This window comes from Slackia sp. CM382, from assembly GCF_000293015.1.
In the GTDB taxonomy this organism is placed as follows: Bacteria; Actinomycetota; Coriobacteriia; order Coriobacteriales; family Eggerthellaceae; genus Slackia; species Slackia exigua.
On the sequence record NZ_ALNO01000016.1, the window covers coordinates 361,699 to 379,751 of the forward strand.

14 protein-coding genes and 3 tRNA genes are annotated in these 18,053 nt (G+C 62.8%); 2 read left to right on the plus strand and 15 right to left on the minus strand.

The features are described from left to right. Nucleotides 1-44: 44 nt before the first annotated feature. The 10 genes from ispH to HMPREF1155_RS06880 all read right to left on the minus strand — a co-directional run bounded on the left by ispH (nucleotide 45) and on the right by HMPREF1155_RS06880 (nucleotide 10,688). Nucleotides 45-872 carry a 4-hydroxy-3-methylbut-2-enyl diphosphate reductase gene (gene ispH / locus HMPREF1155_RS06835; RefSeq protein WP_009078455.1) on the minus strand — a complete coding sequence of 276 codons (828 nt, stop codon included), beginning with the start codon at nucleotides 870-872 and terminating at the stop codon, nucleotides 45-47. A 99-nt stretch (nucleotides 873-971) separates the two neighbouring features. Then, complete coding sequence (locus tag HMPREF1155_RS06840; protein ID WP_006361281.1) at nucleotides 972-1,808, minus strand: lysophospholipid acyltransferase family protein; 837 nt, start codon at nucleotides 1,806-1,808, stop codon at nucleotides 972-974. A gap of 9 nt (nucleotides 1,809-1,817) precedes the next feature. Next, nucleotides 1,818-2,498, minus strand: coding sequence for a (d)CMP kinase (cmk, locus tag HMPREF1155_RS06845; RefSeq protein WP_009078453.1), 681 nt, complete (start codon nucleotides 2,496-2,498; stop codon nucleotides 1,818-1,820). Between the two features lie 41 nt (nucleotides 2,499-2,539). Beyond that, on the minus strand, nucleotides 2,540-3,859 hold the full coding sequence (gene aroA, locus HMPREF1155_RS06850) for a 3-phosphoshikimate 1-carboxyvinyltransferase (protein WP_039993517.1): 1,320 nt from the start codon (nucleotides 3,857-3,859) through the stop codon (nucleotides 2,540-2,542). An 88-nt stretch (nucleotides 3,860-3,947) separates the two neighbouring features. Then, nucleotides 3,948-4,718, minus strand: a complete 771-nt coding sequence (locus tag HMPREF1155_RS06855) for a pseudouridine synthase (protein WP_009078527.1) — start codon at nucleotides 4,716-4,718, stop codon at nucleotides 3,948-3,950. Continuing rightward, on the minus strand, nucleotides 4,708-5,403 hold the full coding sequence (gene scpB / locus HMPREF1155_RS06860) for an SMC-Scp complex subunit ScpB (RefSeq protein WP_009078328.1): 696 nt from the start codon (nucleotides 5,401-5,403) through the stop codon (nucleotides 4,708-4,710). Before scpB ends, HMPREF1155_RS06855 begins: the two co-directional genes overlap by 11 nt. Beyond that, nucleotides 5,400-6,194 carry a ScpA family protein gene (locus tag HMPREF1155_RS06865; RefSeq protein WP_006361276.1) on the minus strand — a complete coding sequence of 265 codons (795 nt, stop codon included), beginning with the start codon at nucleotides 6,192-6,194 and terminating at the stop codon, nucleotides 5,400-5,402. The genes scpB and HMPREF1155_RS06865 overlap by 4 nt, the downstream gene beginning before the upstream one ends. A gap of 10 nt (nucleotides 6,195-6,204) precedes the next feature. After that, nucleotides 6,205-6,882, minus strand: a complete 678-nt coding sequence (locus HMPREF1155_RS06870; protein ID WP_009078308.1) for a site-2 protease family protein — start codon at nucleotides 6,880-6,882, stop codon at nucleotides 6,205-6,207. 122 nt (nucleotides 6,883-7,004) lie between these two features. Continuing rightward, the gene (locus tag HMPREF1155_RS06875) at nucleotides 7,005-9,101 is read right to left on the minus strand and encodes an ABC-F family ATP-binding cassette domain-containing protein (RefSeq protein WP_009078171.1); all 2,097 of its coding nucleotides are present in this window, start codon (nucleotides 9,099-9,101) and stop codon (nucleotides 7,005-7,007) included. Next, complete coding sequence (locus HMPREF1155_RS06880; protein WP_009078613.1) at nucleotides 9,102-10,688, minus strand: L,D-transpeptidase family protein; 1,587 nt, start codon at nucleotides 10,686-10,688, stop codon at nucleotides 9,102-9,104. A gap of 460 nt (nucleotides 10,689-11,148) precedes the next feature. Here HMPREF1155_RS06880 and HMPREF1155_RS06885 point away from each other — a divergent pair. Then, a tRNA-Val gene (locus tag HMPREF1155_RS06885) sits at nucleotides 11,149-11,223 on the plus strand. Between the two features lie 3 nt (nucleotides 11,224-11,226). After that, a tRNA-Asn gene (locus tag HMPREF1155_RS06890) sits at nucleotides 11,227-11,301 on the plus strand. 975 nt (nucleotides 11,302-12,276) lie between these two features. On the opposite strand, the gene HMPREF1155_RS06895 is transcribed toward HMPREF1155_RS06890, so the two are convergent. From HMPREF1155_RS06895 to HMPREF1155_RS06915, 5 genes are all read right to left on the minus strand, one after another. Continuing rightward, nucleotides 12,277-12,351: transfer RNA gene (locus HMPREF1155_RS06895), tRNA-Ile, on the minus strand. A 58-nt stretch (nucleotides 12,352-12,409) separates the two neighbouring features. Beyond that, entirely contained in the window at nucleotides 12,410-13,561 is a 1,152-nt protein-coding gene (gene rpoD, locus HMPREF1155_RS06900; RefSeq protein ID WP_155999220.1) for an RNA polymerase sigma factor RpoD, read from the minus strand. A gap of 121 nt (nucleotides 13,562-13,682) precedes the next feature. After that, nucleotides 13,683-15,563: a DNA primase gene (gene dnaG, locus HMPREF1155_RS06905; protein WP_009078639.1), complete on the minus strand. Its 1,881-nt coding sequence runs from the start codon at nucleotides 15,561-15,563 to the stop codon at nucleotides 13,683-13,685. Continuing rightward, nucleotides 15,563-15,745, minus strand: coding sequence for a hypothetical protein (locus HMPREF1155_RS06910; RefSeq protein ID WP_006361264.1), 183 nt, complete (start codon nucleotides 15,743-15,745; stop codon nucleotides 15,563-15,565). The genes dnaG and HMPREF1155_RS06910 overlap by 1 nt, the downstream gene beginning before the upstream one ends. A gap of 147 nt (nucleotides 15,746-15,892) precedes the next feature. Further along, nucleotides 15,893-17,989: a sodium-translocating pyrophosphatase gene (locus HMPREF1155_RS06915; protein WP_202898218.1), complete on the minus strand. Its 2,097-nt coding sequence runs from the start codon at nucleotides 17,987-17,989 to the stop codon at nucleotides 15,893-15,895. Nucleotides 17,990-18,053: the final 64 nt, after the last annotated feature.

The following is an 18,053-nucleotide window of genomic DNA, read 5'->3' on the forward strand; positions in this document are numbered from 1 at the left end:
GACATTCCAAAAGGACATGATCGCTCAAGCCTTCGTCTGAAACCTTACAGGGATTCGATGCGAGCGACCACGGCCTCGATCTGCTCGTCGGGAGTGGAGGCCCCCGCCGTCACACCGACGGCCTCCACACCGTCGAACCAGGCCGGATCGATCTCGTCCTCCGTTTCGATGTGGTAGGAACGCGAACAGTGCGCGCGGCAGATCTCGAAGAGATGCGTCGTATTCGACGAGTTCTTTCCTCCGATGACCACGAGCGCATCGACCTTGTCCGCCAAATCGGCGGCGGCATCCTGGCGCTTGCGCGTAGCGGAGCAGATCGTGTTCTTCACCACAGGTTCGATACCCCGCCCGCGCAGGTCGGCGACCACCTCGTCGAGCTTCGACTTGTTCTCGGTCGTCTGCACGACGATGCCGACCGGACCCGCGATGTCCGCAGGAATCTCGGAGGCGTCGGCCACGACGACGGCCGAACCCGCGGCATGCGCGCATATGCCCCTGACCTCGGGATGCGACGCACGCCCGATGACGAGCACGGTCATTCCCTGCGCGGCGAAATCGGCGGCGGCCTTCTGGGCGCGCGACACATGAGGGCAGGTGGCATCGATGCTCGACAGGCCGCGCTCGTCCAGCTCCTCCACGACGCTCGGCTCGACGCCGTGCGTACGCAAGACCACGATGCCGTGATCCACGTCGGCGGGACCTTCGATGGATTCCACGCCGTGATCCTTCAGCTGCGCCACGACACGGGGATTATGGATGAGCGGACCGATCGTGAAGACGTCCTCGTCGCCGTCCATGGCATCACGCACCATATCAAGCGCGCGTTCGACGCCATAGCAGACGCCGGCATGTTCGGCTCTGACCACCTTCATACCCGATTCCCTTTCGATTCGTGGGCGCCTGCAACCATATCGAGGCGCGCGATGCGCGGCTGAGATGCCCCGCATCCGTGAAATCTCGTCCTTCACGACCTATGCGACGCGGCGGGCCATGTCGCGACCGGCGAACTCTGCGGAATAATCCTTGGATGCCGGGAACAGCGCATGCATATCCACCGATTCACGATCGACGTCGGCTTTGAGCGCATGGCATTCCCGCATCACGTACCACGATACGGCATCGAGACGCTCGTCTTTGGGAATGAAGTCGAAGTCCTCAAGATGGACAGGTGCGCCATACACGACCGTCACCTTGGGAAAATGCGGGAGCTTCGAGCCCTTGGGCGAGATGAGATCGACATTGCGAACGGCAGCCGGCACGAGGGGCGCCTTGCCCATGCGTGCGATGAACGCGGCTCCGTTGTGCAGGGAGATCCGAGCCGACCCCTTGCCGCCGCGCCGCGTCCCCTCGGGAAAGATGCCGACGATCTCGCCGCGTTTGAGCATGGCGGCCGCACGCTTGATGGCCACGCGATCGGCCGCGTCGCGTTTGACGGGAAAGCCTGCTGCACGCGAGACGACCTGGCCGGCCAAGCCATGGGCATTGCCGAATATCGTGTCGCGCGCCATGAATCGAATCCATTGCTTCGGCCGCGCCGTGATCCAGAGGAACGCCGGATCCAGGTACGAGAAATGCGCGCACGCGACGACGGCCCCGCTCACACCGTGCAGACGGCGCAGATTCCCAAGGCCGACCGTCGAATAGCGAAACGCGATCTTGAAGACGAACGCGATGATCGCATAGCAGATATGGGCCGCCCAATGCGTGACCGTGCGCGGCCGGCCTTCGGATGCATCGCCCTCTCTCGCAGCGACATCGGCCAACGGAAGGGAGAAGGGCATATCCCACATGTCCTGGCTTGACAGCATGGCCCCGCCTTACGCCTTGGAGCCGCGTTCGGCGGCAAGCGCGCAGATGCGATCGATGACCTCGTCGACGGAGATATCGCTCGAATCGACGGCAACGGCGTCGTCGGCTTGGACGAGAGGCGCCGCAGCGCGGCTCTCGTCGGCCTCGTCGCGCATGCGGATATCGACGAGCACCTCGGCAAGGTCGGTCGAACCGATGCCGCGGGCTTCGTTTTGGGCTGCACGGCGCCGGGCGCGCGCTTCATCGCTCGCGGTAAGGAAAACCTTGACCTCGGCATTCGGAAAAACGACGGTGCCGATGTCGCGACCCTCGATGACGTAGTCCCCTTCGGAAGCGATGCGACGCTGCTGATCGAGAAGCGCCGCGCGCACGCTCGGATGCGCTGATACAGCCGAAACGGACCGATCGATACGCGCCGTGCGAATGGCGCTCGTAACGTCCATGCCATCCATCAGGACCTGAGCCGGAGACGGATCGCCCGGCTCGTGCGTGAACGATACGGGATGCGTCCGGGCGATGGCCCCGAGCGCTTCAGCGTCGTCGAGCGAAGCGCCGTCCTCGAGCGCCTGCCACGCGACCGCGCGAAACATTGCACCCGTATCCAGGCAGTTGAAGCCAAGGCGCTTGGCCACGGCCTTCGCGACCGTGGACTTCCCCGCCCCTGACGGGCCGTCGATGGCGATGATCATGCCTATCCTTCCTTGGCGGCGCAGGCCGCATCCGTGCGCGTCTAGCGCGCAAGCATTCGAATATCGTCGAGGAATCCCGGATAACTGACGGAAACCGCGTCGAATCCCTGGATCTCGATAGGGTCCGCTCCGCAAAGACCGGCGACCGCCCACGTCATGGCAAGACGATGATCGCCCTTCGCGTCGAAGCGCAGGCCGGCGGGGGTCGAGAGCATCGGATCTCCTTCGATGAACAGATCGCTTCCGTCCATCCATGCATCGATGCCCATGAGCGCAAGGCCCTCGATGACGGCAGCAGCGCGATCGGTCTCCTTCACACGCAGCTCATCGGCTCCCCGAAAGACCGTGACGCCCTTCGCATGCGCCGCGACCAGAGCGAGGATCGGGACCTCGTCGATGACCGTCGCGATCTTCTCGGCCGGAACCTCGCATCCGTGGAGGCGATCGCAGTATTCGACCGACAGGATGCCGGAAAGCTCCTTGCCTTTTGCGCCGTCGGACCGACGCGACGCGTTGACGCCCATATGCTCGAGCGTGCGCAGGAATCCGATGCGCGCGGGATTGAGCGAAACGCCCTCGACCTGAATGGCGCTGCCTGGGCAAAGAGCGGCCGCGCAGAGGAGGAAGGCCGCGGAGGACGGATCTCCCGGAACGACAACGTCGGTCGCACGCAGCGTGACCGGGCCCTTGACGCTCGCCACGCGCGTGGCGGCCGTGGTTTCGGTGCCGAATGCAGGGAGCATGAGCTCGGTATGGTTGCGCGAAGGCGCGGGCTCGATGACGCGCGTCTCACCGTCGGCGGAAAGCCCCGCAAGAAGAACGGCGGTCTTCAGCTGGGCGGAAGCAACCGGCGTTTCGTACGTGATGGGATCGAGGCGCCCGGTTCCCCGCTCGGTGATGGGCAGCGTCTGCGCATCCTGAGGGGAAAAGCGCGCGCCCATGCGTGAAAGCGGCGTCATGACGCGCTGCATAGGACGTCGCGCGAGCGATTCGTCGCCGGTCAGTTCGGCCTCGATGCCCCATGGGGCCAGGATGCCCATGAGAAGACGCGCCGTCGTGCCGGAATTCCCGCAGTCAAGCGGAGCGTCGGGCTGACTCGGCCCCTTCGACCCCCATCCGGTGATGGCGCCCTCCAGGCTTCCGTCGGGCATAATCTGCAGATTCACCTGCGCTCCGAGCTGTTGGACCACGCGGATGGACGATCGCACGTCGTCGGAATCGAGCACGCCGCGAATCTGGGAGGTTCCTTCGGCCATGGCCGAAAGGAGCACGGCCCGATGCGAGATGCTCTTGTCGCCCGGCACGCGGATGCTTCCCCTGAGAGGCTTTTCAAGAGGTCGTATGACAACGGATTCGCTCATATCGCATGCATCTCCTTCGGACGCGCCGTGCATCGTCAACGATTCTACCCCATACGGCCGGCCGAGCCGGACTCAGGCACGCCCGCCGTCACGTCCTCGCGGCGGCGTGCAGAGCCGCGACTTCGGAACCGCTGAGCATGCGCCAGGAGCCTTCGGGAAGATCGCCTAGGACCAACGGGCCGAACCGCGACCTATGCAGCGTCACGACCGGATGTCCGACCGTAGCGCACATGCGCCTGACCTGACGCTTCCTGCCTTCATGGATCGTGATGTCCAAGCGGCTTTCGTCCTCGGATACGCAGATCAGGCGCGCTTCGGCCGGCGCGGTCATGCCGTCTTCGAGTTCCACGCCCGAACGCAAACGCTCAAGCTCTTCTTCGGAGACGCTGCCCTCCACGAGAGCCTGATAGGTCTTATCCACATGCTTACGCGGATGCAAAAGCCCGTTTCCCAGCTCGCCGTCGGTCGAAAAAAGCAGGATACCCGTGGTGTCGGCGTCGAGGCGGCCGATCGGGAAGAGCCCGGGATACGCGTCGATGGGCACAAGTCCGGCGACGCAGGCCCGCCCGAAGGGATCGGACATCGTCGTGATATAACCGGCGGGCTTATTGAGCATGAGCGTCGTCGAACCGTCGGACAGATGCACGACATGCCCGTCCACGCGCACGACATCGCATCTCGGATCGACCTTGCTGCCAAGCTCCGTCACGACGCGCCCGTTGACGCTCACGCGTCCGGTCGTCATCAGGTTCTCGCTGCCGCGTCGGCTCGCAACGCCGGCGCGCGCCAGGAACTTCTGCACGCGCATGGGAACGATGCGCGGCGCGTTCGACGCATCGTCGCGCTGATCATCGCCCATCGCGTTCGTCTCCTTCGATGCCGCGGCGCAGATCGAGGATGTCGTCGGCAAGATCGAGCTCGAGATCGCCGTCGTCGAAGGCTTCGACGGCAACGACGGCCTCGGAGCGCGTGAGGCCCAGGCGCTCGCGGATGAGCGCGCGGCTTTCCTCGTCGGGGGCGAACGATTCAAGATCGGGAAGATCGGCCAAGGTGCGCAGGCCGAAATGCTCGAGGAATCGTTTCGTGGTGGCGTAGAGGATAGGCTGGCCGGGGCTGTCTTCACGCCCCGCCTCGCGCACAAGCCCCTTTTCGAGAAGGGAGCTGATAGCGCTGTCCGAGTTCACGCCGCGAACGCCGGCGACCGCCGCGCGCGTGACGGGCTGATTGTAGGCGACGACCGAAAGCGTCTCCAAGGCGGCCTGTGACAGGCGACGCGTATCCCAGGAGATGACGTAGCGTTCGATCAGATCGTGATAGCGGGGATGCGTGAACAGGCGCCAACCTCCCGCGGCCTCGCGAAGCTGGATGCCGGCGTCGCGCGCCTCCAGGCGTCGGCGCAGCTCGTCGAGCGCGGCCTGGACGCGCGCAGGCGCGATGCCGAGCATCTCCGAAATGGACAGCGCGCTTAGCGCCTCGTCGGTCACGAAGAGCATGGCCTCGCAGGCGCCGATCACGTCTTCCGCGCTCATCTCGTATTCCGTCATGCCCTCTCCCCTTCTTCTTCATCCAGGCCGTCCAGCACGAGCGCGCCGGAATCCTCGACGAAGTCGACAGCGATGTCGCCGAGCGGCTCGTCCTGCATCAGCCTGACCATGTTCTGCTTATAGAGCTCGAGGATGGCCAGGAAGCTTACCACGCGCACCGGCAGCGACGGCGCATCGGCGATGAGATCCGAGAATCGGAGGTGCTTCTCAAGGCTCATGCGGCGATGGAAGGCGCGGATGCGCGGCTCCAGAGGCACCGGGCGGGCGGCGATGTGCTCGCTTTCGAGCAGCACGATCTCCCGACGCGCCATGCTCGTCGCGCAGAGCACCGCGAGCTCGTCGAGCCCCACATCGCGCAGGAAGTCGGGCATGAGCCCGAGGAATTCGGGATCGGGACCCGCCGTGCGCGGATGGATGCGTCCCTGCGCCTCGAACCGGCGGGACAGCGCGACGGATGCGTTCTTGTACGTCTTGTACGAAATGAGACGTTCGATCAGAAGATCGCGCGCCTCGCTCGGGGACAGATCCTCCAAATCGTCGTCCATGCCGTCGCGGCCTTCGTCCGAGGGCAGCAAGGAAGCCGCCTTGATGTTCAGAAGCGTGGATGCGACCAGCAGAAAATCGCTTGCGACCTCGAGGTCGAGCTCCTCGAGGCGCTCGACGTAGGCGAGGTACTGGTCGACGATCTCCGACACCGAGATGGATGCGATGTCGACGCGTTGCGACGATACGAGATACAGCAGCAGGTCGAAAGGACCTTCGAAGCTATCCAGGCGAACGCGGTACGACATGGAAGGCCCCTTATGCGACCGCGAACGGAAACAGCAGGTTGGCAAGGCCCACGGCCGTGAAATTCAGGTAGATGCCGATCGGGTTGACGTGCAGGAAATACGGAAGGCCGATGAGCAGGATCATGAGCCCCGGCAGCGCATACTGCTGCACGCGATAATAGGCCGGCAGCGCTTTGGCGGGGAGGAAAAGCGCGATCACGCTCGCGCCGTCGAGAGGCGGCACGGGGATGAGGTTGAAGAACATCAGGTAGAGATTCACAAGCGCGAACAGCGGCAGGAAGCTCAGGTAGAAATACGCGAAGACGACGTTCGACATCACGAGGCCGTTCGCGAAAGGCCAAAGGACCCATGCGATGAGGGCGGCAGCGAGCGCGAGCAGGAGGTTGGCCGTCGGACCTGCCAATCCGACCAAGGCCTCGCCGGCGCGGATATTCTTGAAGTGGCGCGGATTGTACGGAACGGGCTTCGCATAGCCGAAAACCGGCATCCCCGAGAGCGCCAGGATAAGCGGCAGCACGACGGTGCCGAACGGATCGATATGCTTGATGGGATTGAGGGTCAGGCGACCCGAATTCTTCGCGGTCGGGTCGCCGAGAAGCGAGGCCACGAAGCCATGGGCGCATTCGTGCAGGATGATGGCCGGCACGAAGCAGAGTATGCTGATGACGATATAGGCGATCTGGTTCAAGCTCTTGCTCCTATCGGCGGCGAAGGTCGCAACGCCGCTATTCTCTCATGAGTTCGTACGGATGGGCGGAAAAGACGCGGGATGGACAAGGGACGGCGCCCCTCCTATCCGCGCTCGGCGCATCATGCGCCGGCCTGACGGGCCATCTCCTCCTCAAGCTCCGCCGTGAGCGTCAGCCATTCCTCCTCGTTGGCGGCCATGCGTTTCTTGATGGTTGCATGCTCGGCGATAGCGTCGCTCGACTCGTCCTCGTTGATGTAGAAATCGGGATCGGCCATGAGCGCGAGCAGCTGGCTCAGGCGCGCATCGTCGGCGGCCATTTGCTCATCGAGCTCGGCGATGCGGCGCCGATGATGCTTGAGCGCGGCATAGGCGCGATTGCGGGCCTCGGCTTCGCGACGCTTCTGCTCCTTGGTCTTGGGAGCGCTCGCGCGCGGAGCCGTGAGCTGCACGGAATTCCCCTGCGCCTTGGAACCTGCGGCGGCCGGCCCCTTCGACGAAGCTTCTTTCTCGGCCGATGCCTTCCTGGAAGCGTCCGCGCCCGACGACGGGGGAAACGCCCCCGAGGCCGGCATCTTCCCGCCGACGCCCGACGCTGCGGGCGCCTTCGCATCCACGTCGTCTTCGGTCTGGCCGGTTTTATAGAGATAGTAGTCGTAGTCGCCGTCGAACACGGTGACCTTGCCCGGCGTGACTTCGACGATACGGTTCGCGACGCTTCGGATGAGATGACGGTCGTGCGTGATAAGCGCGATCGTGCCCTCGAACGACGTGAGCGCCTGCTCGAGAATGTCGGTGCTCGCGATATCCAGGTGATTGGTGGGTTCGTCCAAGCACAGCAGAGGGCGCGGCGCCACGAGCATCTTCGCCAGGGCAAGACGGCTTTTCTCGCCGCCCGACAGCACGCTCACGCGCTTGTCCACGTCGTCGCCGATGAAGAGGAACGAGCCGAGCAACGTGCGGACCTGGCTCATCGTCCAACCGGGCGCGACCTTGTCGAGTTCCTGGAACACGGTGTTGCCCGGATGCAGCTCTTCGAGCTGATGCTGCGCGTAATAGGTCATGGAGACGTTCGTGCCGTACGACACGCGGCCCGCATCGGGCGACAGCACGCCGGCGATCATCTTGAGCAACGTGGACTTGCCGGCGCCGTTCGGACCGACGAATGCGACCTTTTCGCCGCGATAGAACGTCAGATCGAGTCCGTCGTAAACACGTTTCTCGCCGAAATGCTTGGTCACATCTTCAAGGCGTACGACCATGTCACCCGTGCGAGGCGGCTGGACGAAGTTGAAATGCACCGCTTTCTTCTTCTGCGGCACTGCGATCCGCGGCATCTTCTCGAGCTTGCGTATGCGCTCTTGCACCTGGCGCGCCTTGGTGGGCTTGTAGCGGAAGCGTTCGATGAAGGCCTCCATCTTGGCGCGTTCTTCGGCCTGGGCGGCGGCCTCCTGCTCGAGCCGCACGAGCCATTCTTCACGCTGACGCAGATAGGAACTGTAATTGCCGCGATACAGGCGCAGCTGGCCCGCATCGATTTCCGCCACGCGGTCGACCATGTTGTCCATGAAGGCCCGGTCGTGCGACACCACGATGACGGCGCCGTCGTAGGCGCGCAGGAATTTCTCGAGCCATTTGACGCTCTCGAGGTCGAGGTGATTGGTCGGCTCGTCCAACAGCAGCACTTCAGGCTTACGCACGAGCAGCTTCGCCAGCGCGACGCGCATCTGCCAGCCGCCGGAGAACTCCGTCGTGAGGCGCTGCAGGTCGTCTTCTTTGAAACCCAGGCCGAACATGACGCTGCGCACGGTGGAGCGGAACGAATAGCCGCCGAGCGCCTCGTAGCGTTCCCGCGCGCGGCCGGCGGCATCCAGCTGCGCCTGCGTAGGCGCGTCTCCGAGCGCCGACTCCAGCTCATGCACGCGGCGCTCGGCATCCAGAAGCTCTTTCTGGCTGGATACGACCTCATCGAAGATAGGCGCCTCCCCCATCTCGATGGCTTCCTGACGCAGATAGCCGATGCGTGCACCGTGCGCAAGCACGACCTGGCCTTCATCCGGCTCTTCGGTGCCGATGACGATGTTGAGCATCGTGGTCTTGCCTGCGCCGTTGGGCCCGACCAGGGCAAGGCGATCATGCGCCTCCACGCCGAACGACGCATCGGAAAACAGCGTGCGTCCCCCGAAGCTCTTGGTGATGCGTTCGATCTGCAGGATCATTTAGGAGTGCACCACCACGGCATCGCCCACCTTGAGGATACCGAAAAGGTCTTTCGCCTTGTCAGGCGGTAGATTGATGCAGCCGTGGCTTCCGGTGTAGGTGTACCCCGCCGGATCGGCGAAGGCCGCGGAGGACTGCCAGGGGGCGTCGTGGAAGCCGACGGCGTTGCCGATGAACGGCATCCAGTAGTCGACCGGGGTCTCGTATTCGGGCTTCTTCGTCTCGGGATCGGGCTTGCCGATGAGCGTCTGGTGGCGCTGCAGCGCCTTGAGATAGTAGATGCCGGTCGGCGTGGAATGCTTAGGGCTTCCCGATATGAAGTCGGATTCCCACTGCAGATCGCCCTTCGCGTCGTAGTAGCGCGCATGCTGCTCGGTCAGGTCGACGTCCACATAGGCGCCCCAATCCTGATTCGCCGAGACATAGCCGTTCCCCGACTGCGTCGCGTCAAGCGTAAGCTGCCCGCGCGACTTATCCAGGATGAATTCCTCGATGGCTTCGGCCGCGGCATCGGAGCTGACCGCCCATCCGTAATCGCCTCCCGACGCCGTGACGCTCTCGCCGTCGCCGCGCGTGAACGTGCGCGTCGTGCCCACGGTGGAAAGCGAGCTCGCGAAATCGGAGACCCATGCGGAGACCGCATCGTTGTCGATGGACGCGGTGCCGTCGCTTCCGAAGACCACGAACTGGGACACGATGTCGGCATCGATGGTGGCGACCTTCACGCCGGTGGTGCCGAACACGATGTCTCCCTCGGCACCTAGAAGATCGTTCGCGCTCTTGGCGGACGCGGCCAAGCCTTTGTCGTCGGAACGTACCTCGGGCTTGATCAGGTCGTCGTCGTCCAGCTTGACCTCGCCTTCGAACGACCCGATGGCAGAGGCCGCCTTGGCGATGACGGCGTCGGATGACATCTGCGTGCCGTAGGTTTCAGGCATGACGGCAAATGACTTCTTGCTGGAATCGTAGGCCACATACGCGTCGGCGGAAGGCGTCTGCGAGGCGTTGTAGGCATCCACCTTGGATTCGATGAAATCGCCCAGTTTGCCGCCGTCGACGGTAGCCACGAGCGCATCGGTCACATCATGGCTGCGGAGAATCGCGATCGGCCACAGAAGGGCGCGTTCCTGCGCGAGCGCATTGGACACGACATCGGCGGGATCGACCCCCATGCCGCCGTCGGACGGCGTCATGCTGAAGGAAAGCCCCATGCCGCTCACGGAGAGCGTATAGGTCTTCTCGGCATCTTCGACGACCTGTTGCGCTTCGACTTGCGACATGCCGGACACGTCGAGCGAGCCCATGGTGGTGCGCGGGAAGAAATGCGTCGAGAAATAGAAGGCGCCTATGACATAGGCGATCAGGATGATCGCGATGGCGACGATGGCCGCGACGACCGCAGGCTTCGGTCCGCGGCGCTCCTGCGCCGTGGACTGAGGAACGAAGCTCGATGCCCGATCGGTTAAGAAGTCGGCATCGGGCGCGGCATGGGCGCCGCGCGAAGGACGCGGGGCGACGGATTCCATGGCGGCGGCAGGACCGTCGTATGAAGGGGCCGCGTGCGCCCCGCGATGATGATGCGGCATGATCGAGCGTCCTTATGCGTTTGAAATGCGTTCGACGTTTTATTCGTGCCTGCCATAATGCCACATCCGCATACGCTTTCAACAGCGCATCGGCAAGGTCAAGGAATTCGCAGACGATTGTTGCGGACACGACGCATGCGCTTCGCTGCTCGAAGGCTGCGAAGCCCTGCATCGAGCGGGATCTACCGCTCGAACGCATCCCCTTCGACATCCGATCGCCATCTGCTTTCCGCCCGCGGAAATGAATGTGCCGTCGTGCAGGCAAGAGACCCGGTGCCCGTCATAGGACGTAGATCGGGCCATTCGTAGCGGCATGCGCAATAGCTTGCAAGCGCTCGCACGACGGCGCATTCGCTGGATTGGAGAGAATGATGCCGAACGAAAAAAGTACTTGTACCGCATAGGCCGGATTGCTACAATCTCTTATCGCGCCTTGCGAAACCCCATTGGGCGTGAACGTGGGCGTTTGGCTCAGGGGGAGAGCGCTTCCTTCACACGGAAGAGGTCACAAGTTCAAATCTTGTAACGCCCACCATATTCCTCGGTAGCTCAACGGCAGAGCACTCGGCTGTTAACCGATAGGTTGTAGGTTCGAATCCTACCCGAGGAGCCATTCGAATCCAAACCCGCTTCGGCGGGTTTTTCTTTATCTCCGCCCTTTCCCTGGTCTTCGCCGAAGGGCGGCCATCGTGCATATGGTCACGATCGAGCTGCACCTCCTGGATATCATCCGCCCTTCGATCGCGATCGATTCGTGCGCGCCGCAAAACCTCCCCTGACAACCTGACAGACGCATATGCGCAAAGCGAAGAGCTCGAAGGAAACGTTATGGGTATCGCAGAAATGCGGGTCATCGCTTTGATGGTGCTGATGCCTCTATCGTAAATGCCGCGTCATTGACAAAATATCGACGCTTAGGGGGATTTTGCAAGCACGTTTGTGCGGATTTCAGCTCGATCGACGCCGGTTGCTTTTCTGATCGTTGCGTTTCCCCAGGTCGAGCGTGTTTCATGGAATGCCGTATTTCATGCGTCTCGGAGCGATACCCCCTAACCTCAGAAATTCTGGCAGTGCGGGAGGTTTCGACTTGCAAAATCCCCCTAAGCGTCGAATTTTTGACAGGCACTCGATACGGGCGCCCGATACAGATACTCGATGCGGGCACCCGATCGTCCGGCGAATCTAGAACCCGAACTGTATCCGGACTAGCGCATGTTCGACAGCTCAACTAGACCTAGCATCCGGGGACTATCGCATGTCCAACCGCTCGACCGAACCCGGATCCCGTATAAAACCCAAACGAACGTGCATTCCGGGATGAACGCGAGCACCGAGGCGAATGTGCGCCCTGAGGTGGCCGTGAACTCCGAAACGGATATGAACTCCAGAGTGACTGCAGGTAGCCGTGAACTTAGAAGCGGATGCTAACTCCAGAGTGACTGAAAGCGAATGCGAGCCCCGAAGCGGACACCCGCTCCAAGGCGAACGTGAACTCCAAGGCGGACGCGCACCCCGAAGCGCATCCGAACAAGCGTCGGAACGACAAAGGGAAGATGCCTGCAACATGACATCTCCCCTGTTCGATTCGTGGTGGGCCCAGCAGGGCTCGAACCTGCAACCAAAGGATTATGAGTCCTCTGCTCCACCATTGAGCTATAGGCCCGAATGCAGCCGCCTTTGCGGCGATTCAGCATTGTACCGCAAGGCACGGACTTCGATGCTCAGTCCTCCAGATAATCCTTCAGCTTGGAGGAACGGCTCGGATGCCGCAGCTTCGCAAGCGTTTTGCTCTCGATCTGACGGATGCGCTCGCGTGTGACGCCGAATTCACGTCCGACCTCTTCAAGCGTGTGCGGATGGCCGTCCTCAAGCCCGAAACGCAGGCTGATGACCTTGCGCTCGCGTTCAGCAAGGCCGTCGAGCACCTTGGAGAGCTGCTCCTGAAGCATGGAGAAGCTGGCTGCATCGGGAGGCACGACCGCGGAATCGTCTTCTATGAAATCGCCCAGTTGGCTGTCCTCTTCTTCGCCGATAGGCGTTTCCAGAGACACCGGCTCCTGGCTGATCTTCTGAATCTCGCGCACGCGCTCGGCCGAAAGCCCCATCTTCTCGCCGATTTCCTCGGGAGTAGGATCGCGGTTGAGATCCTGCAGGAGCTGGCGCTGAATGCGCACGAGCTTGTTGATGGTCTCGACCATATGCACCGGAATGCGGATCGTGCGGGCCTGGTCGGCGATGGCACGCGTGATGGCCTGGCGAATCCACCAGGTGGCGTACGTGGAGAACTTGAAGCCCTTCGTGTAATCGAACTTCTCGACCGCGCGGATCAAACCGAGGTTGCCCTCCTGGATAAGGTCCAGGAACAGCATGCCACGGCCGACATAGCGCTTGGCGATGGATACGACGAGACGCAGGTTGGCCTCGATGAGCTGCTGCTTGGCATCAAGGCCGACGGCCTCGACGCGCGTCAGGCGACGCTTGTCGCGGCGGTTGAGCTCGATACCTTCGTCTTCGGCACGCTCAAGCTCGGCCGTGGCGGCCACGCCCGCTTCGATCTTCATGGCAAGGTCGATTTCCTCGGCCGCCGTCAGCAGCGGAACCTTGCCGATTTCCTTCAGATACATGCGGACGGGATCGCCCGTGAGCATGACGGCGGAACTGCTGTCGGACGAACGGCGGCGCACTTTGGACGCACGGGAAGAGGAAAGCTTGGGAAGGTTGATTTCGGACGTGGATGCGGCTTTCAGCTCGTTTTCGGGAATACCCTCGAGAAGCTCCTCGTCGGAGAGGTTGGCGTCGACATCCTTGCCGTCTTCCGCAGCAAGGTCGTCTCCGAGGGATTCTTCGTTCAGAGCCCCTTCTTCGATATCCATCTCTTCGGTTTTCTTAGCTTTTGCTGCAGCCACAGACGCAATCCTTTCGCCGCATAGACAGGTTCTTTGAACCTAAAGATACAGCTTGCTAATATAGCATAGAATCGCGCGGCGAAAAAGCCTATTCACCTCTCAAGGGAACGTGCCGGCGTCTCAGCTCGGCAAGCTCCTTCTGCATGGACGCAACGCTCGCATAGAGCAGCCCGTAGTCATCCTCGGACAAATCCGCATCGTTTTTAAGCTGGCTCGTGAGCGTCAGAATGGTGCGTTCGAGGTCGCGCAGGGAAAGCTCCTCGGTGAGAAAGCATGCCAGGTCGGCGGGCTCCATGTCATCGTAGAGCGACGCCGCCGTCAGAAGCGATCGCGAACCTGGGCAGGCCGCATCGACCGCATCGATGATTTCAGCAGGCAGGGCGCCTGGATGCTCGGCAAGGACGCTCAAGAGCGCTTCCGATACGGCCGCATGCCGCCGACTCGCCCAGGACGTCGATGCGAGCGATGCCGCATAGGCGATGCCGATCTGAGGACGCCGTGCGCACAGCGACAGGAATTCTCGCTCGATGCGCAACCGCTCGCGATCGCGGGGGGCGAGCGTTCGATCGGCGACGGGAACAGCCGCATCCCCCTCCCCTGTTCCCGAAGGAACGGGCATTGGCGCCGGTTCCTCCCCTGCCGGTGCGGAAACCTTCGCCGCCGCGAGCTTCGCCGTCACGACCGATGGATCGACCTGTAGACGATCTGCCAGATAGGTAGCGTATTCCTGTGCGAGCAGCGAATGCTTGATGGGAGCCAGCAATTCGATGACCTCGGGCAGCGCACTGCTTTTCTCCGTGAAGTCGGACAGATCGCGGCGCGCGAGCTTGCGGTCGATCGCATAGCGCAGCAGAGGCGTCGCGCGATCTATGAGCGACCGCAGTTCGTCTGCACCGCGCTGCGAGACGAAATCGGCCGGATCGAGGTTGTCGGGAAGAGTGCAGGCGAACAGTCCGACCTGCTTGCGCCCGGCTTCGGGAAGCATGCTCTCGTCGATGAACCGTGCGGCGCGGTCGGCGGCGCGCTGACCCGCCTCGTCGCCGTCGAAAAGATAGACGATGCGCTGCTTGGCATGGCGGGAAAGCTGCCGCACGTGCTGAACCGTGAGCGCCGTGCCGAGCGTGGCGACCGCGTTTTTCACACCGGACTCATGCAGCATGATGACATCGGTGTAGCCTTCGACGATCACGGCGATGCCGGTCGATGCCATGGCCGCCTTGGCGACGTCCAGGCCGAAGAGCACCCGGGACTTATGGAACAGCGGGGTTTCCTGCGTGTTGAGATACTTGGGCTCGCCCTTGCCTATGACACGCCCCCCGAAGGCGATGGTGTCTCCGTCGGCATCGCGGATAGGAAACATCACGCGCTCGTAGAAGCGGTCGCGCAGACGTCCGTCCTTCTTGGACACAAGCGCGAGGTTAGCGTCGATAAGCTCTTTGGATGCGAAGCCCTTGGCGGACAGGTGCCGCACGAGAGACTGGCATCCCGGAGCGTATCCGAGGTTCCAACGATTCGGCACGGAACCCCCCATGTCGCGCGATGCAAGATAGGCGCGCGCGGATGCGGCGCCGTCCTCGCGCGAACGCATGAGCTGAAGATGATAGAACTCAGCCGCAGCCTCGCACGCTTCCTTGAGGCGCGCTTTCTTTCCGCGAAACGCCGCAGCCTTGGGATCTTCCGCGATCTGGATGCCCGCACGCTGCGCCAGAAAGCGCACCGCATCGGCGAACCCCAGATCATCGATCTTCATGACGAACGAGATGACGTCGCCGCCCTCGCCGCAGCCGAAACAATGCCAGAGCTGCGTCGTGGGGTCGACCTTGAACGAGGGCGTTTTCTCGTTATGGAACGGACAGCAACCCCAGAAATCACGTCCGCGCTGGCGCAGCTGGACCCGATCGCCCACGATGGCGACCAGATCGCTCGCTTCGCGCACGCGACGGATGTCTCCCTCGGGAATGCTCGGCACTAGCGCTCGCCCGACTTCCTGCGCTTTACGACCCAGGCGGCGCCGGCAACCGCCAGAAGCGCCACGACCGTAAGCGCCCGCAACGGGGAAAGCGGCTGATAGCCGATCGCGATGATCGCGACGGAAAAGACCGTTAGGATCAATGCGGTGGCGATGACCCAGTTGAGATAGTTGAAGCGCATGAACCCTCCTCGTGATGCGCCGGATATGCGAAAAACAAAAGCAGACCTCGAAATTCGAGGCCTACTTTACCATACGGCGAAAACGCGCCGCGTATCCTCGGGGCGCCTCCCCACGATGCGCGGATGGGCGCCCCGAAAGATGGCGGGCTAGATGATGGTCTGGATGGCGATGAACAGAGGCGAGAACGTCAGCGAGATGATGGTCATCAGGTTGATGAGGATGTTCATCGACGGGCCGGACGTGTCCTTGAAAGGATCGCCGACGGTGTCGCCGACGACGGCCGCCTTGTGAGCAGCGGAACCCTTGCCGCCATGGGCGCCCTTCTCGATGTACTTCTTCGCATTGTCCCATGCGCCGCCGGCATTGCTCATGAAGATGGCGAGCAGCATGCCGGTGGAAACCGCGCCGGCGAGGAAACCGCCGAGCATGGCCGGGTCGATGCATCCGATGACGATCGGGATGATGACCGCAAGGACGCCCGGAAGCATCATCTTATGCAGGGCGGACTGGGTGGAAATGGCCACGCACTTGTCGTACTCGGGCTCGGCCTCGTATTCCATGATGCCCTTGATCTCGCGGAACTGGCGGCGAACCTCTTCGACCATGGCATGGGCCGCGTCGGACACGGCGCCCATCGTGAGAGCCGCGAACATGAACGGGACCATGGCGCCGACGAAGATGCCGGCAATGATCATCGGATCTGTGAGCGTCAGGCTGAAGTCCACGAAGGCATGATGCATGGTCGCCTGGTAGGAAACGAACAGCGAGATGGCAGACAGGCCCGCGGACGCGATGGCGAAGCCCTTGGCGATGGCGGCGGTGGTGTTGCCGACGGCATCGAGGGAGTCGGTGCGGTCGCGCACTTCCTCGGGCAGGCCGGCCATCTCGGCGATGCCGCCCGCGTTGTCGGCGACGGGGCCGTACGCGTCGACGCCGATGGTGATAGCGGTGTTGGAAAGCATGCCGGTGGCCGCGAGGGCGACGCCGAACAGGCCGACCGCGATGCCGCCCGTCGAGACGTCAACGCCCGGGAAGGCCATATTGCCGCAGATATACGCGCCGATGATGGCGAAGGCGACAAGGGCGATCGGGATGATCGTGGAAAGCATGCCCGTGGAGATGCCCTGGATGATATTGGTGGCCGCGCCCGTCTCGCAGGATTCGGCGATCTTCTTGACCGGGGCGTATTCGTCGGACGTGAAGTACTCGGTGGTCTTGCCGATGGCAAGGCCGGCGACCAGACCGCAGATCACGGAGCCGAAAAGCCAGATGGGCCGACCTTCGACGGACTGGCCGTTCCACAGCACGAAGATCGCGAGGATGGCGATGACCTCGAGCACGGCTGCGAGATAGGTGCCGCGGTTCAGGGCGGCGCCGAGAGCGGAGCCTTCCTTGGTGCGCACCGCGAACAGGCCCAGGACAGATGTCAGGATACCGCAGGACGCGATCATGACGGGTACCACGACGGCCCAGATCATGTCGATGCCGGAGAAATATCCGAGCGATGCGAAGGTGACCGCGAGGATCGTCGGCGCGATGATCGAGCCCGTGTAGGACTCGAACAGGTCGGCGCCCATGCCGGCGACGTCGCCCACGTTGTCGCCCACGTTGTCGGCGATGGTGGCGGGATTGCGGGGATCGTCCTCGGGGATGCCTGCTTCGACCTTGCCGACCAGGTCGGCGCCTACATCGGCGGCCTTGGTGTAGATGCCGCCGCCGACACGGGCGAAGAGAGCCACGGCGGAAGCGCCGGTGGCGAAGCCTTCGACCATGCCCACATGCTCATGCATGACATCGATCATGTCGATGTTGCCGAAGACGAGAAGGATGAGCCAGAGGGACAGGCCGAACAGCGCGAAGGACGCGACGCACAGGCCCATCGTCAGGCCGGACTTGAAGCTGATGTTGAGGGCCTTGGCAACGGATTCCTCGGCAGCATGCGCGGTGCGCGTGTTGGCGCGCGTAGCGACATGCATGCCGACATAGCCGGCCGCAGCGGAAAGCGCGCCGCCGGTCACGAATGCCGCAGCCGTCCACGGAGACAGAGCAAGGCACATGACGACGGCCACGACGGCCATGAAGATGATGAGCAGCTTGTACTCGCTCAGAAGAAACGCCTTCGCCCCTTGCTGGATCTTCAGAGAGATGCTGTTCATCGAATCAGGGCCCGGGTCTTGGCTCAGGACCCAACGAGCCAGATAGCCCGCTACGCCCATGCCGATGAGCGCGCAGATCGGGGCCATCCATGCGACTGCTGTAGTCACGGGATTCCTCCTTGTCAGACGGATGTACCTGCATAGCTTGTAT

Excerpts from the sequence above, each read along its gene's own strand:
- ispH (WP_009078455.1), bottom strand. The coding sequence starts at position 872 with ATGAAGGTGGTCAGAGCCGAACATGCCGGCGTCTGCTATGGCGTCGAA.
- HMPREF1155_RS06855 (WP_009078527.1), bottom strand. The coding sequence starts at position 4,718 with ATGGGCGATGATCAGCGCGACGATGCGTCGAACGCGCCGCGCATCGTT.
- HMPREF1155_RS06875 (WP_009078171.1), bottom strand. The coding sequence starts at position 9,101 with ATGATCCTGCAGATCGAACGCATCACCAAGAGCTTCGGGGGACGCACG.
- HMPREF1155_RS06880 (WP_009078613.1), bottom strand. The coding sequence starts at position 10,688 with ATGCCGCATCATCATCGCGGGGCGCACGCGGCCCCTTCATACGACGGT.
- HMPREF1155_RS06910 (WP_006361264.1), bottom strand. The coding sequence starts at position 15,745 with ATGCGCTTCAACTATCTCAACTGGGTCATCGCCACCGCATTGATCCTA.
- HMPREF1155_RS06915 (WP_202898218.1), bottom strand. The coding sequence starts at position 17,989 with ATGGCCCCGATCTGCGCGCTCATCGGCATGGGCGTAGCGGGCTATCTG.
- rpoD (WP_155999220.1), bottom strand. The coding sequence starts at position 13,561 with ATGGATATCGAAGAAGGGGCTCTGAACGAAGAATCCCTCGGAGACGAC.
- cmk (WP_009078453.1), bottom strand. The coding sequence starts at position 2,498 with ATGATCATCGCCATCGACGGCCCGTCAGGGGCGGGGAAGTCCACGGTC.
- HMPREF1155_RS06840 (WP_006361281.1), bottom strand. The coding sequence starts at position 1,808 with ATGCTGTCAAGCCAGGACATGTGGGATATGCCCTTCTCCCTTCCGTTG.
- aroA (WP_039993517.1), bottom strand. The coding sequence starts at position 3,859 with ATGAGCGAATCCGTTGTCATACGACCTCTTGAAAAGCCTCTCAGGGGA.
- HMPREF1155_RS06865 (WP_006361276.1), bottom strand. The coding sequence starts at position 6,194 with ATGTCGTACCGCGTTCGCCTGGATAGCTTCGAAGGTCCTTTCGACCTG.
- scpB (WP_009078328.1), bottom strand. The coding sequence starts at position 5,403 with ATGACGGAATACGAGATGAGCGCGGAAGACGTGATCGGCGCCTGCGAG.